Annotated in this window: 11 protein-coding genes; 2 read left to right on the top strand and 9 right to left on the bottom strand. The window is 73.4% G+C overall.

The window, feature by feature from the left end:
* Position 1 precedes the first annotated feature (1 nt).
* The 7 genes from AB0K00_RS45550 to AB0K00_RS45520 all read right to left on the bottom strand — a co-directional run bounded on the left by AB0K00_RS45550 (position 2) and on the right by AB0K00_RS45520 (position 8,258).
* The gene (locus tag AB0K00_RS45550) at positions 2–1,768 is read right to left on the bottom strand and encodes an ABC transporter ATP-binding protein (protein ID WP_363535259.1); all 1,767 of its coding nucleotides are present in this window, start codon (positions 1,766–1,768) and stop codon (positions 2–4) included.
* Positions 1,765–3,486: an ABC transporter ATP-binding protein gene (locus tag AB0K00_RS45545; protein ID WP_363535256.1), complete on the bottom strand. Its 1,722-nt coding sequence runs from the start codon at positions 3,484–3,486 to the stop codon at positions 1,765–1,767. Before AB0K00_RS45545 ends, AB0K00_RS45550 begins: the two co-directional genes overlap by 4 nt.
* Position 3,487: 1 nt before the next feature.
* A complete protein-coding gene (locus tag AB0K00_RS45540; RefSeq protein ID WP_363535253.1) occupies positions 3,488–3,727 on the bottom strand; it encodes an MbtH family protein in 240 nt (79 codons plus the stop codon).
* A 26-nt stretch (positions 3,728–3,753) separates the two neighbouring features.
* Positions 3,754–4,557 (bottom strand): ABC transporter ATP-binding protein, encoded by an 804-nt coding sequence (locus AB0K00_RS45535; protein WP_363535250.1) that lies wholly within the window; start codon positions 4,555–4,557, stop codon positions 3,754–3,756.
* 88 nt (positions 4,558–4,645) lie between these two features.
* A complete protein-coding gene (locus tag AB0K00_RS45530) occupies positions 4,646–5,752 on the bottom strand; it encodes an iron chelate uptake ABC transporter family permease subunit (protein WP_363535247.1) in 1,107 nt (368 codons plus the stop codon).
* Complete coding sequence (locus AB0K00_RS45525; RefSeq protein WP_363535244.1) at positions 5,749–6,882, bottom strand: iron chelate uptake ABC transporter family permease subunit; 1,134 nt, start codon at positions 6,880–6,882, stop codon at positions 5,749–5,751. Before AB0K00_RS45525 ends, AB0K00_RS45530 begins: the two co-directional genes overlap by 4 nt.
* The gene (locus tag AB0K00_RS45520) at positions 6,879–8,258 is read right to left on the bottom strand and encodes a lysine N(6)-hydroxylase/L-ornithine N(5)-oxygenase family protein (protein WP_363535241.1); all 1,380 of its coding nucleotides are present in this window, start codon (positions 8,256–8,258) and stop codon (positions 6,879–6,881) included. The genes AB0K00_RS45525 and AB0K00_RS45520 overlap by 4 nt, the downstream gene beginning before the upstream one ends.
* Before the next feature lie 200 nt (positions 8,259–8,458).
* On the opposite strand from AB0K00_RS45520, the gene AB0K00_RS45515 reads away from it, so the two are divergent.
* Positions 8,459–9,406 (top strand): methionyl-tRNA formyltransferase, encoded by a 948-nt coding sequence (locus AB0K00_RS45515; protein ID WP_363535238.1) that lies wholly within the window; start codon positions 8,459–8,461, stop codon positions 9,404–9,406.
* Between the two features lie 9 nt (positions 9,407–9,415).
* Here the strand turns inward: AB0K00_RS45515 and AB0K00_RS45510 are convergent, their stop codons facing one another.
* Together AB0K00_RS45510 and AB0K00_RS45505 are read right to left on the bottom strand one after the other, a co-directional pair.
* The gene (locus tag AB0K00_RS45510) at positions 9,416–10,309 is read right to left on the bottom strand and encodes an expansin EXLX1 family cellulose-binding protein (protein WP_363535235.1); all 894 of its coding nucleotides are present in this window, start codon (positions 10,307–10,309) and stop codon (positions 9,416–9,418) included.
* A gap of 52 nt (positions 10,310–10,361) precedes the next feature.
* On the bottom strand, positions 10,362–11,216 hold the full coding sequence (locus AB0K00_RS45505; RefSeq protein ID WP_363535232.1) for a PIG-L family deacetylase: 855 nt from the start codon (positions 11,214–11,216) through the stop codon (positions 10,362–10,364).
* Positions 11,217–11,396: 180 nt separating this feature from the next.
* On the opposite strand from AB0K00_RS45505, the gene AB0K00_RS45500 reads away from it, so the two are divergent.
* The gene (locus tag AB0K00_RS45500; protein ID WP_363535229.1) at positions 11,397–14,225 is read left to right on the top strand and encodes an ATP-binding protein; all 2,829 of its coding nucleotides are present in this window, start codon (positions 11,397–11,399) and stop codon (positions 14,223–14,225) included.
* Positions 14,226–14,401: the final 176 nt, after the last annotated feature.

Raw genomic sequence — 14,401 nt, 5'->3', positions numbered from 1 at the left:
GTCACTCGGCCGGGAGCGGAGTGCGCGACTCCCACGCCGCCCACAGTTCGGCGTACCGGCCGCCGGCCAGGAGCAGCTCGTCGTGGCTGCCCTCCTGGGCGACCCGGCCGTCCTCGAGGACGACGACCCGGTCCGCGGACCTGGCCTGGGTGAGCCGGTGCGCCACCACGAGGGTGGTGCGGCCGGCAGTCGCGGCGAGCGCGGAGTCCTCCAGGTCGCGGGCGCCGAAGCTGCCAGCCTCCGCGGTCGCCTCGTCGAGGATCGCGACCGCCGGGTCGGCCAGGATGAGCCGGGCCAGGGCGACCTGCTGCGCCCGGGCGGCGGTCAGCTCGTGCCCGCCCTCCCCGACGACGGTCTGCACCCCGTCGGGCAGCGCGCGGACCCAGTCCGTGGCGCCGACGGCCGCCAGGGCCGCCTCGACGGCCTCGACGGTCGCGTCGGGCCGGGCCAGGCGCAGGTCCTCGATGAGCGGCCCGGCGAAGACGTGCGTCTCCTGGCTGATGATGGCGACCTGCGAGCGCAGCAGCGCCGGGTCCATCAGCGCGACGGGCATCCCGCCGATGGACGCGGACCCGGCGGCCGGTTGGAGGATCCCGGCGGCGACGGCGGCGAGCGTCGACTTGCCGGCGCCGGTCGAGCCGACGAGCGCGACCCGCTGCCCCGCCGCGATGCGGAGGCTGACGCCGTGCAGGACCTCGGCGCCGCCGGGGTAGCCGAACCGCACGCCGGTCAGCTCCAGCGTGCTGTCCGAAGGGGACTGCCCGGTGGACGCCGGGCTGGGCTCGTCGGGGATGGTGACGACGCCGACGAGCCGGGCCAGGCCGGCGCCGCCCGCCTGGAGCTCGTCGAACGTGTACAGCAGCATCGACACCGGGTTGAACAGCCGGTGGAACAGCACGGCCGCCGCGGCCGTCCCGCCGACGGTGACCGAGCCGTCCTTCACCAGCCAGAAGCCGGTCGCCACGATGGCGGCGAGCCCGACGAACTCGGCCCGGTTGACCCGGCCGACGAAGCGGATGAAGAACCCGAACACGTGCACGGACACGTCCCGGGCGCGGGCCGACGCGACGTCGATCCCTTGCAGGTGCGCCGTTTCCATGCGGTACGCGTGCACCGTGCGGAGCCCCTGCACGCTCTCCAGCAGCAGCTGGGACCGTTCGCCGACGGCGGCGCGTTCGACCGCGTAGCCGGGCCCGGAGCGCGGCAGGTACCAGCGCAGCGCGACGACGTACAGGGGGACGGTGACGAGCCCGGCGAGGCCGAGCCGCCAGTCGATGCCGACCATCGCGGCGATGCTCAGCGCGGCGAGCAGCGCCGAGGACGTCATCGTCGGCAGCACGTCGGTGACGGCCTTGTTGACGGCGGCGACGTCCGCACCGACCCGCGACATGAGCTCGCCCTTGCCGACGCGTTCGAGGCGCGTCGCGGGCAGCGTGATGGCGCGGGCGACGGTGTCCTCCCGCAGCGTGGCCAGGATCCGGCCGCCGAGGCGGGCGATCAGGTACGTCGAGACCGCGGTGGTGACCCCGGCGACGAGCGCCGCGACGACGATGACGACGGTGATCCCGACGATGTCGGAGGAGGGCGCGCCGGCGCGGACCCGGTCGACGAGGACACCGAGGGCGTAGACGGGCGTGACGCCCGCGGCGGCGGCGATCAGGCCGACGGCGAACGCACCGGCCGCCTCGCCCCACCGGGCCCGCAGCTCGCCGCGCAGCCAGCGCAGCGTCTCGCGCCGGTCCGCGATCGGGAGTTGTTCGGTGCTCACCGCAGCACCACCTTCCGGTAGTCGTCGTGGGTCGCGCCGAGTTCGGCGTGCTCGCCCTCGACCGCGACCCGGCCGTCGTCGACGACGACGACCCGGTCGGTGACGGCGAGGACGGCGGGGCTGCTGGTGACGACGACGGTGGTGAACCGCCCACCGCCGGTGTCGCCGTGCCGCAGCGCGCGGACGGCCCGCGCGATCGACTGCTCCGTGACGGTGTCGACGGCGGTCGTCGGGTCGTGCAGCACCAGGATCGGCGGCTGGGCGAGCAGCGCCCGGGCGAGCGCGAGCCGTTGCCGCTGCCCGCCGGACAGGGTGGCGCCGCGCTCCGCGACGTGCCGGTCGATGCCGTCGGGATGGCCGGCGGCGACCTCGTCCGCGGCCGACGCCGCGAGCGCCGCGAGCAGCGCCGCCTGGTTCGCGACCGCCGCGTCCGGGGACGACCCGGTGATGTTGGCGGCGACGGTGCCGGTGAACAGGTCGGTGTGGTGCGGTTCGACGAGCAGGACGGCGCGGGCGTGCGCCGGCTCCAGGTCGTGCAGGGCGACCCCGCCGAGCAGGATCGAGCCTTCGAAGTCGCCGGGTGGGACGCCACCGGCGAGCAGCCGCACGATGGCCTCGCCGTCGGCGGAGCGGGGCGTGACGACGCCGACGAACTCGCCGGGGCGCACCGTCAGGTCGAGGCCGTCGAGCGTGCCGTGGCGCAGCGCCCGCAGTACCAGATCCGGCTCTGGAACGGTTTTTTGCGGTGTCCCCGGCGGCAGGAGCAGGTCGGCGCCCAGGACGAGGGCGGCCCGGTCGGCGGACGCGCGGGCCTCGGCGACCCAGCTCGGCACGATCGCGAGGAGCCCGATCGGTTCGAGCAGGAACTGGGCCAGGCCGATGACCATGATGAACTCGCCGACGCTGATGCGGCCGTCGAGGGCGAACCAGCCGGCGAGCACGGCGACGCCGCAGGCGAGCAGCGCGCTGGCGGCGGTGGAGAACGCGAGGTACCGGCTGGTGGTGCCGGCGGCCCGCAACGCGGCGCGCAGCGAGGCCTGGCTGACGTCGCGGTACCGGCGGGCGGCGGCCCGCTCGGCGCCGAGCCCGCGCAGTGGGCGGACCCCGCTGACGAGGTCGGTCGCCAGGGCCGTGGCCTTCCCGGCCAGTTCCTGCTGCTCGGTGACCCGCCGGGTGATGAGCGGCCCGGCGAACTGCATGCCGACCAGCACGATCGGGGTGCCGATCAGCACGACCAGGCCGAGCTGCACGTCGACGACGAGCAGCACGGTGGCGCTGACGGCGGTGGCGGTGAGTGCGCCGGCGATCCGCGGGACGTAGTCCAGCAGGTAGGAGACGTTGTCGGCGTCGGTGCTGGACACCGTCAGCAGTTCCCCGGCGCGCAGCGAGGTGCGGATCCGCCGCGGGTGCACGATCTTCGCGGCCAGTTCGCCGCGCAGCAGGTACGCCTCGTTGGCGATGGCGAGCATCAGCTGGCGGGCGCCGAAGCGGTAGCACAGGTGCAGCCCGACGAAGAGCGCGCCGAGCGCGGCGACCCACAGCAGCAGGGCCGTGCCGTCGCCGGGCGCGACGGCACGGTCGATGCCCACGCCGATCAGCACCGGCACGGTCGCCTCGGCGAGCTGGTGCAGGCTGATCAGGCCGGTGCCGGCGGTGAGCCGGGCCCGGTTGCGGGTGATGGAGCGCAGCAGGATGCGTGAGCCTGTGACCGTGGCCATCTCAGGCGGCCGCGGCGGCGTCCTGCGCCATGCTGTCCCGGAGGCTTTTGGGCCGCAGGTCGGTCCAGTGCCGCTCGACGTAGTCCATGCACTCCTGGCGCTGCGTCTGGCCGTTCTCGCCGAAGACGATCCGCCAGCCCGCGGGCACCGCGGCGAACGTCGGCCACAGCGAGTGCTGTTCCTCGTCGTTGACGAGCACGAAGAACGTGCCGTTCTCGTCGTCGAACGGGTTGCTGGACATGCTGGTCGTTCCCCTTTCAGCAAGGATCAGAGCGATACGGCGGCGTGCAGGGCACCCGCGCGCGGGATGACCAGCGGCGTGCCGGTCTCCGGGTCGGGGATGATGCGGCACGGCAGGCCGAAGACGTCCTCGACGAGCTCGCCGGTCACGACGTGCCGCGGGTCGCCCTCGGCGACGATGACGCCCGCCTTCATCACCACGATGTGATCGGCGTAGCGGCAGGCGTGGTTGAGGTCGTGCAGGACGGCGACCATCGTGGTGCCCTGACCACGGTTGAGCCGCAGGCACAGTTCGAGCAGCTCGACCTGGTGCGCGATGTCCAGGAAGGTGGTCGGCTCGTCGAGCAGCACGATCGGGGTCTGCTGGGCGAGGACCATCGCGACCCACACCCGTTGCCGCTGCCCGCCGGACAGCGTGTCGACGAGCTCCGCGGACAGTTCGGCGACGCCGGTTGCGGCCATCGCGGCGGCCACCGCGGTCTCGTCGTCGACCGACCACTGCCGCAGCAGCCGCTGGTGCGGGAAGCGGCCCCGGGCGACGAGTTCGGCGACGGTGATGCCGTCGGGCGCGACGGAGGACTGCGGCAGCAGGCCGAGCCGGCGGGCGACCTCCTTCGCCGGGTAGGCGTGGATCGCCTTGCCGTCCAGCAGGACCTGGCCCTTGGACGGGGTGAGCAGCCGCGACAGCGCGCGCAGCAGCGTGGACTTGCCGCAGGCGTTGGGGCCGACGATGACGGTGAACCGGCCGTCGGGGACCGTGAGGTCCAGGTCGGTGCTGATCGTCCTGCGTTCGTAGCCGACGGTGATGCGGTCCGCGCGCAACCGGGTCATGCCGCCACCTCCGCTGCGCTCCGGCGCCGGCCTGACCCAGACCTGCCACATGATTCGCGGCCCGAGCCGCTTCGCTGTCCGCTCATGCTCATCTCCTCGCCTGGCGGGCCAGTAGCCACACGAAATACAGGCCGCCGATGGACACGGTGACCACCCCTACCGGCAGCTGGGTCGGCGCGAACGCCCGCTGCGCGACGAAGTCGCTGCCCATGAGCAGCAGCGCGCCCATGGCGGCGGACGGTGCCAGGGCGATCCCGGCGGTGCGGGCCAGCCGGTGTGCGAGCTGCGGCGCGGCGAGGGCGACGAACGAGATCGGTCCGGCGACGGCGGTCGCGGCGGCGATCAGCGCCACGCCGAGGGCGAGGTAGGCCAGGCGGGTGCGTTCGACGCCGACGCCGACCGCGGCCGCCGCGTCGTCGCCGAGCTCCATCACCTGCAGCCGCCGGCCGAGCGCGAGCACCCCGAGGCTCAGGGCGCCGATGGCGACGGCGGCGGGCGTGACCTGGGCCCAGCCGAGCCCGTTCAGCGTGCCCTTGCCCCAGATCGTGGCGGAGATGGCGGTCTGCAGGTCGACCTTGATGATGAACCACTCGTTGACGGAGCTGAGCACGGCGCTGATCGCGATGCCGACGATGATGAGCCGGAAACCCTGGACGCCGCGCCGCAGCGACAGCACGTAGACCAGCGCGGCGGTGGCGATGCCGCCGATGAGCGCGGCGGTGGCGGTCTGCGGGTAGCCGCGGCCGACGAACACGACGCAGACCAGGACGCCGGTGTACGCGCCGGTGCTGAACCCGAGCACGTCGGGGCTGCCGAGCGGGTTGCGGGTCAGCGCCTGGAAGATCGCGCCGGACAGGCCCATGGCGGCGCCGACCAGCAGCGCGAGCAGGACCCGCGGCAGGCGCCACTCGACGACGACGAGCCGGACGGCGCGGGAGCCCTCACCGGTGAGCGCCTGCAGGACCTCGGCCGGGGTCGCGGTGAACTCGCCGGTGCCCAGCGCGAGGACGCCGACGGCGGCGGCGAGCAGCAGGAGCACGACGCAGGTGACGGCGGTGCGGACGGCGAGGCGCACGGACGCGGCCGGGCCGAGCCGCAGCACCAGCGCCGACCGTCCGAAGTCGACGGTCCGCCCGCCGCCCCCGAGCTTGCCGACGGTGCCGGTGCCGCGCGGCGCGGCGGTGCCGGGCTTCACAGTGCGCTCGCGGTGCGGCGGCGGACCAGCCAGATGAGCACGGGCGCGCCGACGAACGCGGTGACGACGCCCGCCTGCAGCTCGCCGGGGCGCAGCACGACCCGGCCGACGATGTCGGCGGCGAGCAGCAGGATCGGCCCGCCGACGAGGGTGTACGCGAAGATCCACCGCTGGTCGGGCCCGGTGATCCAGCGGGCGACGTGCGGCACCATGAGCCCGACGAAGCCGATCGGCCCGACCGCCGCGGTTGCCGCCCCGGCCAGCAGCGTCACCGACAGCACCGCGCCGGCCCGGGTGCGGCCGAGGTTCGCGCCGAGGGACCGGGCGAGGTCGTCGCCGAGCGCGACCGTGTTGAGGGACCGGGCGACCAGCAGGGCGAGGACGAGCCCGGCGACCACGAACGGGGCGACCGCGCCGATGACGTCCCAGCCGCGGCCGGTGAGCGCGCCGACGTCCCAGAACCGCAGGTAGTAGAAGGCCCGCGGGCGGATGAGGCGGATGCCGGCGCCGATGCCCTCGAGCACGGCGCCGAGCGCGACACCGGCCAGCAGCAGCCGCACCGGCGTGGCGGGTCCGCGGCCGACGGCGGCGAGGGCGTACACGAGCAGCATCGCCACGACCACGCCGGCGAAGGCGAACCACACGTAGGCGGTGATGCTGGACAGGCCGAGCAGCCCGATCGCGACGACCACGAACAGCGAGGCGCCGGCGTTGATCCCGAGGACCTGCGTGTCGGCGAGCGGGTTGCGGGTCACCGCCTGGATGACGGCGCCGCAGATGCCGAGCGAGGCGCCGACGAGGACCGCCAGGACGGTCCGGGGCACCCGCAGGTCCCGCACGATCGACTGGTCGCTGGTGCCGGTGTAGTGCGCGAACGCGCCCCAGATCGTGGCCGGGGACAGGTTCTTGGTGCCGATGACGATGCTCAGCAGGCAGACCACGGCGAGCACGCCGACGGACACGGCGAGCCACAGCCCGCGGCGGGCGTTGGTGGCGGCCAGCCCGGCCGGCTTCGTGACGCGGGCCGCCGGCACGGCCGCGGGCACCACGGCGGGCCCGGGTGCCGGGACTGGGCGTGCCGTGGTGAGCATCGCCGCGGCGGGCGGCTCCGGTGGGGTCGAGCGGCTCACGCGTACGCGTTGGCTCGGCCAGAGCCGGACAGCGCGGGCAGGACGGCCTCGGCGGGCCCGGCGGCCTCGGCGTGGCGGCGGCCGCAGACCGACTCGAGGATCTCCGCGGACCGGACCGCGGTGTTGGACAGCAGTGATGAGCTGATGCCGTGGGTGTGCTCGGTGCCGCCCTGCAGGTAGATCCCGGCTCGCACGCTCGCGTCGGTGCGGACGCGGTAGTCGCGCTCGACGACGGCGCGGCCCTGCTCGTCGTAGTGGCAGCGGCCGGCGAGCTCGCCGAGCAGCGGGAACGGGTCCGCCGGCGCGTAGCCGGTGGCGCAGACGAGCACGTCGGCGGAGAGGACGGTCCGCGCGCCGGTGAGCATCGACTCGACGGTCACGGCGACCCGGCCGGCGCTCTCCTCGGCGGCGGTCAGCCGGGACACGTTGAGCAGGCGGAGCCGTTGCGAGCCGAGCACCTTCTCCCGGTACACCCGGCGGTAGAGCGTCTCGATGAGGTCGGTGTCGACCACGGAGTAGTTGGTGTTGGCGTGGTAGCCCAGCAGCATCGACTTGACCTGGGTGGAGGCGTCGAAGTAGTCGTCGACGGCCATGGGGTCGAAGATGCGGTTGGCGAAGGGGCTGTCGTCGGCGGGGCTGTAGCCGTAGCGGGACAGCACCCCGCATACCTCGGCCGCCGGGAAGCGCTCGTGCAGGAACGCGGTGACCTCGGCGGCGCTCTGCCCGGCGCCGACGACCACGAACCGGGACGGGTCGGTGCCGGCCAGACCGTCCACATTGGTCAGCAGGTCCCGGCTGTGCCAGACCCGCTGGGACGCCACGATGCCGGGCGGCAGCGCGGGCCGCAGCCCGCTGGCGAGCACGACGTTGCGGGTGCGCACCGTCGTGCGGGCGCCGGTGGCGTCGCGGACCTCGACGTCGTAGGCCTCCACGGTGCCGGCGGCGGCGTCGGTCACGACCGGGCGGACCGCGGTGACGTCCTGGCCGTAGCGGACCATTTCGTCGACGCGGACGGCGGCCCACTCCAGGTAGTCGTGGAACTCGATCCGCAGCGGGAACAGGCTCTTGTGGTTGACGAAGTCGATGAGCCGGCCGCGCTCCTGCAGGTAGCACAGGAAGCTGAAGGAGCTGGTCGGGTTCCGCATCGTGACGAGGTCCTTGAGGAAGGACACCTGCATCGTCGCGTCCTCGATCAGCATGCCCCGGTGCCAGCCGAAGGCGGCCTGCCGCTCCAGGAACAGCGCGCTCACCGGCGGCGATCCGGCGGCGGCGTTGCGTTCGTGCACCGCGATCGCCAGCGCCAGGTTCGAAGGTCCGAATCCGACCCCGACCAGGTCGTAGACCGGCACGGCGTCCTCCTGGCGCGGCTGTGGCATCGCAGTCCCATCGTTCACGTCGAGACCGGCTCGATCGTTCCGGCTCCGTCACCCATTGGCGTGGAGTTAGGCAAGCCTAACCTTAGTTAGTGGCGTTGTCACGGCCACCCCGGGACCTTCCACGTGAATGAAGGGTAGACTAACCTAACCTCCGATTGAAGGCTATGGCATCGAACGTTGTCACTCATCTGGGAGGCCCCATGCGCGTCGTCATGTTCGGATATCAGACCTGGGGGCACCGCACGCTCCAGGCGCTGCTGGCCTCCGAGCACGAGGTCGCGCTGGTCGTGACCCACCCGGCGAGCGACCACCCGTATGAGCGGATCTGGAGCGACTCCGTCGCCGACCTCGCCACCGAGCACGGGGTCGAGGTCCTCATCCGCGACCGGCCCGACGACCCCGAGCTGCTCGACCGGCTCAAGCAGGCCGAGCCCGACGTGATCGTCGCGACGAACTGGCGCACCTGGATCCCGCCGGAGATCTTCGAACTCCCCCGGCTCGGCACCCTCAACGTGCACGACTCGCTGCTGCCGTCCTATGGCGGCTTCGCACCGCTGATCTGGGCCCTCATCAACGGTGAGAAGGAGGTCGGGGTCACCGCGCACATGATGGACGCCGGCCTGGACGCCGGTGACATCGTGCTGCAGCGGGCGGTCCCCGTCGGCGACCGCGACACCACGACCGACCTGTTCCACAAGACCCTGGAGCTGTTCGGCCCGATCACCGTGGACGGCCTGGACCTGATCGCGTCCGGCCGCACCGACTGGACCCCGCAGGACCGGTCCAAGGCCAGCTTCTTCCACAAGCGGGCCGAGGAGGACAGCCGCATCGACTGGACCTGGCCGGCCGAGGACCTCGACCGGCTCGTGCGGGCACAGTCCGACCCGTACCCGAACGCGTTCACCTACCACCGCGGCCACCGCATCCGCATCGTCGCCGCGACGGTGTCCAAGGGGCTCTACGGCGGCACCCCCGGCCGGATCTTCATCCGCGAGGGCGACGCCGTGGTCATCGTGGCCGGCGCCGAGGCCCGCCGCGGGCGCAGCCACGGCCTGGCCGTCGAGCGGGTCCGCACCGAGGACGGCACCGAGCTGGCCGCCACCGACTACTTCACGACGATGGGCGGATACCTCACCGCCCAGCGCTGACCCGCGCGATCAGCCGCACCGCTTCGGCGGCGCGGCGACCGCCTGCGACGTGGGCCCGCCGGTGGGTTCGTCCGCTGCCTCGTCCGTGGAAGGTGGCGGCGACGCCGGTGCGGACTCCGCGGCGGCCGTCGAGGCGGCCGGGCCGGACCTGCTGGCCGCCGGGGTCTTCGGCGCCGTGGTGCCGGCCGCCGCGGCGCCGGGGCGCTGCACGGTGCCGACGGTCAGGGTGACCCCGCTGAGCGTCGTGCGGCGCCCGGCGGTGTCGGTCGTGCGGATCGTGAACGGGCCGGTGCCGGCGCCGTTCTGGGCGATCCAGTAGTTGTAGTCGGTGTGGCTCAACGCCTTCCAGCCGCCGCCGGACTGCAGCTCCACGCCGGACAGCGGGTTGCCGGTGTTGTCCAGGCGCAGCGCCAGCCAGTAGCGCGACGAGCCCTCCTTGACCCGGACCGTCATCGGGCCGGGCACCGGCGGGCTGGTGACCTTGCTGTAGGTCACCTTGATGACCCCGGCTACGGGGTCGCCGATCTTCGCGAACGCCTGCTTGCTGAGGTCCAGGTGCCCGGGGGCGCACTCCGGGCACCGGTCGGTGACCTTGACCCGGACCGTGCCCTTGGGGCCCTTGACGTCCAGGTAGCCGCCGCACGCGGCGCCGGCCGCGTACTCGGCGTTGCCGAGGGCCACGACCAGCGGATTCGACACCTTGTCGAACGAGCAGTTGCCGCCGCCGTCGGCCGCGTAGTAGGTGGCCTGGCCGGACGAGGCGGCGGCCGCGGCGCACGCGGCACCGGACGCCTGGGCGACGAGCGCGACGGTCGCGGTGCCCGCGACGACGGCGCCGGCGGCCGCGGCCACCCAGGTCCGGCGGCGCATCCACCACGGCGAAGGTTCGGGGTTGTCCAGCACGAACGGCATCGTAGCCGGGCCCGGACCGCCTGCACCGCGGCCAAAGGAACGCTTAAGACACTGCAAAACCGCGGTCACGCAGGCCGGCGAACAGGTCGTCCTCCGGCAGCGGCGCGCCGGTGGTGTCACGCACCCGCACGAACGTCTCCAGGCCCATCAGCTCGGTGAACTTCTCCTTGCCCATGCGCAGGAAGAAGATGTTCTCGCCCTGGCTGGCGTGCGCGGCGAGCGCGTCGAACTTCTGCGCCCCGTAGGCCTTGGTGTCGACCCACGTCGAGATCTCCTCGTCGGGCAGCCCCATCGGCGGTCCGGCCGGCGGCGCGTCCGGGTCGGGCTCGGGGAACTCGACGCCGAGCTCGCGCAGCGTCTCGCCGAACTTCTCCATCCCGGAGCGCGGCACCGTCGTCCAGTACACCTTGGCCGGGCTGCCGGTGAGCTCGACCGCCGCCATCGTGATCCGGTGGGCCTGGATGTGGTCGGGGTGGCCGTAGAAGCCGTTCTCGTCGTAGGTGACGATCACGTCCGGCTGATACCTGTCGATGAGCTCGGCGAGCCGCTGCGCGGCCTCGGGCACCGGCGTGGTCCAGAACGAGCCGGCCACGTCGTTCGTCGACCAGCCCATCATCCCGGAGTCCGGGTAACCGAGCACCTCCAGATGGGTGACCTTCAGCTCGGCGCAGCTGGCCTCGAGCTCCTGGAGTCGCATCGCGGCCACGGCGTCGGGGTCGTGCCCGGGCTCCCCCGGCTTGACCCCGCCGGGTCCGTCCCCGCAGCGCCCGTCGGTGCAGGTCACGAGCACCGTCGTGACCCCCTCGGCGGCGTATTTCGCCAGCACGCCACCGGTGCCGGTCGCCTCGTCGTCGGGGTGCGCGTGCACTGCCATCAGCGTCAGGGGTCGTTGAGCCATGCTCCCACCCTATCCACCGGTGTGCGTGACGCCGCGGGCTCAGGTCGGCCCCGGCGGCGCCGATAAGGAGGTGTGCTGGGTCGTGGGTCACGATCAGCGGGTCCGGCGGCCGCTGGGCGCGTCGGTGATCCTGCGCGTCTGGAGTCGCTACACGCCACCGGGTTGCTGCAGGCCTCCGGCGTGCCCTCGTTGGACCGGCTGACCCGGCTGGCCCGGCGGGCGGTCGGCGTCCCGGCCGCCATGGTGTCCCTGGTCGACGCCGACCGGCAGGTCTTCGTCAGTGTCTCAGGTCACGTCGGCGCGCGGGACTCGCCGCTGTCGCAGTCGTTCTGCCGGACCGTGGTCGACGACGACGGGCCCCTGGTGGTGACGGACAGCCGAGAGGATCCGCGGGTGCCGGCCCTGCCGGACGGGCCGGACCGCGTGCTCGCCTACGTGGGGCATCCGCTGCGGACCCCGGACGGGCAGGTGCTGGGCTCGTTCTGCGTCGTGGACCACTCGCCGCGGCAGTGGAGCGCCGAGGACGTCGCCACGGTCGCCGACCTGGCCGGCGCCGCCGAGGTCGAGCTGGCGCTGCGGCTGGCCAACAGCGAGCTGATGCTCGCCTCGACGCGGACCCAGGCGGTGCTGGACACCGCCGCGGACGCGTTCGTGTCGCTCGACGCGGACGGCACCGTGCTCGCGTGGAACCTGGCCGCGGAGCGGATGTTCGGGCGGTCGGCGGTGGAGACCCTCGGCCGTCCCGCGGCCACGGTCGTCGCCGAGGGGTCCGTGGGCCGGTTCGAGGCGTGGCTGGCCCGGGCCGCCGGAAGCCGGACCGCCCCGACGCTCGAGGTGACGGCGGTGGACCGGGGCGGCCGCAGGTTCCCGATCGAGGTCATCGCCCAGGTGTACGTGGAGCGCGACTGCCCCGTCGTCCACGCGTTCGTGCACGACCTCAGCAGCCGGCACGCGGCACAGCGGCAACTGGAGGCCGAGCGCACGTTCCAGCGGGCGCTGCTGGACAGCCTCGACACCGCCGTGGTCGCCTGTGACAGCAAGGGCCGGCTGGCCACGGTCAACCGGGCGCTGCGCGACGCGCACGCGGGCGCGCCGGTGGCGCCGACGACGGGGCAGAGCTGGGCGCAGACGTACCAACTGTTCGCCGCGGACGGCAAGCGGCTGCTGCGCCCGGACCAGGTGCCGCTCGCCCGCGCGTTCGCCGGCGAGCACGTGCACGGCGAGGAGCTGGTCGTCGGCGGCCCCGGCGGCGAGCAGCGGCGGTTCCTGTGCAACGGCCAGCCGATCGACGCGCCGGACGGGTCCCGGCTCGGCGCGGTCGTGGCGATGCACGACATCACCGACGCCTATCATGCCGAGCGGTTGCGTGACGCGCAGCTCGCGGTCGCGGAGGCGCTGACCGGCACCGGCGGGGCGGCGCAGGCGGCTATCGCCGTCATCGAGGCGGTCACCGTCGCGCTCGACTGGGCGTTCGGCGAGTACTGGCACGTCGACCCGGACGCCGATGTGGTGGACCGGCTCGGTTTCTGGGTCGCCCCGGGCCGGGCCCGGCCCGCCTTCATCGACGACCCGCCGCCCGCCACCCGAGCGGACGGGATGATCGGGCGCGTCTGGAGCACCGGCCGGCCGCAGTGGGTGGAGGACGTGGCGAGGCTGCCGTACGCGTCGAAGCGCACGGCGGAGGCTCTCGCCGCGGGGCTGCACGCCGTGATCGGGTTGCCGGTGCTCAGCGGCGGGACCGTGCTCGGCGTGCTCGTCTTCGCCACCGAGCGGCTCGTCCAGGTGGACCCCGACGTCGTGGCCATGCTCGACGGCGTCTGCGCCCACATCGCCCGGCACATCGAGCGGCTGCGCGCCGACGATCTGAGCACCGCGCTCACCGCCGCGCGCCGCGACTTCGACCGCGTCATCGCCGGGGTCAACGACTACGTCTGGACCGTCGAGGTGCTCCCCGACGAGTCCGTGCGTTCGGTGTACGCCAGCCCCGACGGCGGCGGGGTGTTCGGCTCGCCGATGCCGGCCGGCACCGACCTCGCGATGGTCCTCGCCGAGCGGGTCCATCCCGACGACCGGGCCGAGTTCGGCGGCTTCCACGCCGCGATCGCGGCGGACCTCCCGGCGGAGATGGAGGTCCGGGTCCTCGGCTTCGACGGCGCCACCCGCTGGGTGTGGACCCGCGCGGTCCCCCGGCGCGAGCACGGCCGGCTGTTCCTGGACGGGATGAGCACCAACGTCACCGAACGGCGCCTGCTCGCCGAGCACCGTGAGGAGCTCCTCGCCGAGCAGCGGCAGCAGGTGGAGCGGCTGCGCGAGCTCGACCGGATGAAGGACGACCTCGTCGCCCTCGTCTCGCACGAGCTGCGCAACCCGATCGGCACGATCCTCGGGTACGCCGAGATCATCGGCGACGAACCCGGCATCACCGACGAGGTGCGGCGCTACGGCGAGGTCATCCGCCGCCACAGCAGCCACATGCAGCAGCTCGTCGACGACCTGCTGGACCTGGCCCGGCTCGGCAGCGCCGGCCTCGCGGTCAACCCGCGCCCGCTGTCGCTGACCAGGGCGCTGCGCGAGGCGGTCGAGGACCACCGCCCGGCCGCGGACGCCAAGCGCCTCACGGTCCGCCTGGAGCCGGGCCCGAACCTGACGGTGCGGGCGGACCCGGCGCGGCTGCGGCAGGTCCTGGACAACCTGCTCTCCAACGCCGTCAAGTACACCCCCGCCGACGGGACCGTCACCGTGACCGCGTCGGACGTCGCCGGGTCGGGCACGGCGTCGATCAGCGTCAGCGACACCGGCATCGGGATCCCGGCCGAGCAGTTCCAGCAGCTGTTCACCCGGTTCTTCCGCGCCTCGACGGCGCTCGCGCACGGCATCAAGGGCACCGGCCTCGGCCTGGCGGTGACGAAGGCGATCGTCGACGCCCACCACGGCACGATCACCGCCACGGCGGCCGAGCCGACCGGCACGACGTTCACCTTCACCCTGCCCACTGCGACACACCCCTGAGCGATGCCGGTGCGTGAACGCACAGTGTACGCACAGTGAACGATCTTCCCGCGCCGTTGCCCGCCCGTCACTAGGCTAAACCTCGAGGCCGCAGGAAGATTCCAGCGGGAATCGGGGGTGATTGACATGGCGAAGAACAAGAAGAAGTCGAAGAAGGACAAGAAGAACAAGAAGAA

Source organism: Dactylosporangium sp. NPDC049525, from assembly GCF_040676755.1.
GTDB lineage: Bacteria > Actinomycetota > Actinomycetes > Mycobacteriales > Micromonosporaceae > Dactylosporangium.
Note: the sequence above shows the minus strand (reverse complement) of the source record. Positions and strands in the feature narration are given on the sequence as shown.

Bases quoted from the DNA above. Each gene is read 5' to 3' on its own strand.
- AB0K00_RS45505 (WP_363535232.1), bottom strand. From the start codon at position 11,216: ATGGCTCAACGACCCCTGACGCTGATGGCAGTGCACGCGCACCCCGAC.
- AB0K00_RS45545 (WP_363535256.1), bottom strand. From the start codon at position 3,486: ATGGCCACGGTCACAGGCTCACGCATCCTGCTGCGCTCCATCACCCGC.
- AB0K00_RS45515 (WP_363535238.1), top strand. From the start codon at position 8,459: ATGCGCGTCGTCATGTTCGGATATCAGACCTGGGGGCACCGCACGCTC.
- AB0K00_RS45535 (WP_363535250.1), bottom strand. From the start codon at position 4,557: ATGACCCGGTTGCGCGCGGACCGCATCACCGTCGGCTACGAACGCAGG.
- AB0K00_RS45540 (WP_363535253.1), bottom strand. From the start codon at position 3,727: ATGTCCAGCAACCCGTTCGACGACGAGAACGGCACGTTCTTCGTGCTC.
- AB0K00_RS45520 (WP_363535241.1), bottom strand. From the start codon at position 8,258: ATGCCACAGCCGCGCCAGGAGGACGCCGTGCCGGTCTACGACCTGGTC.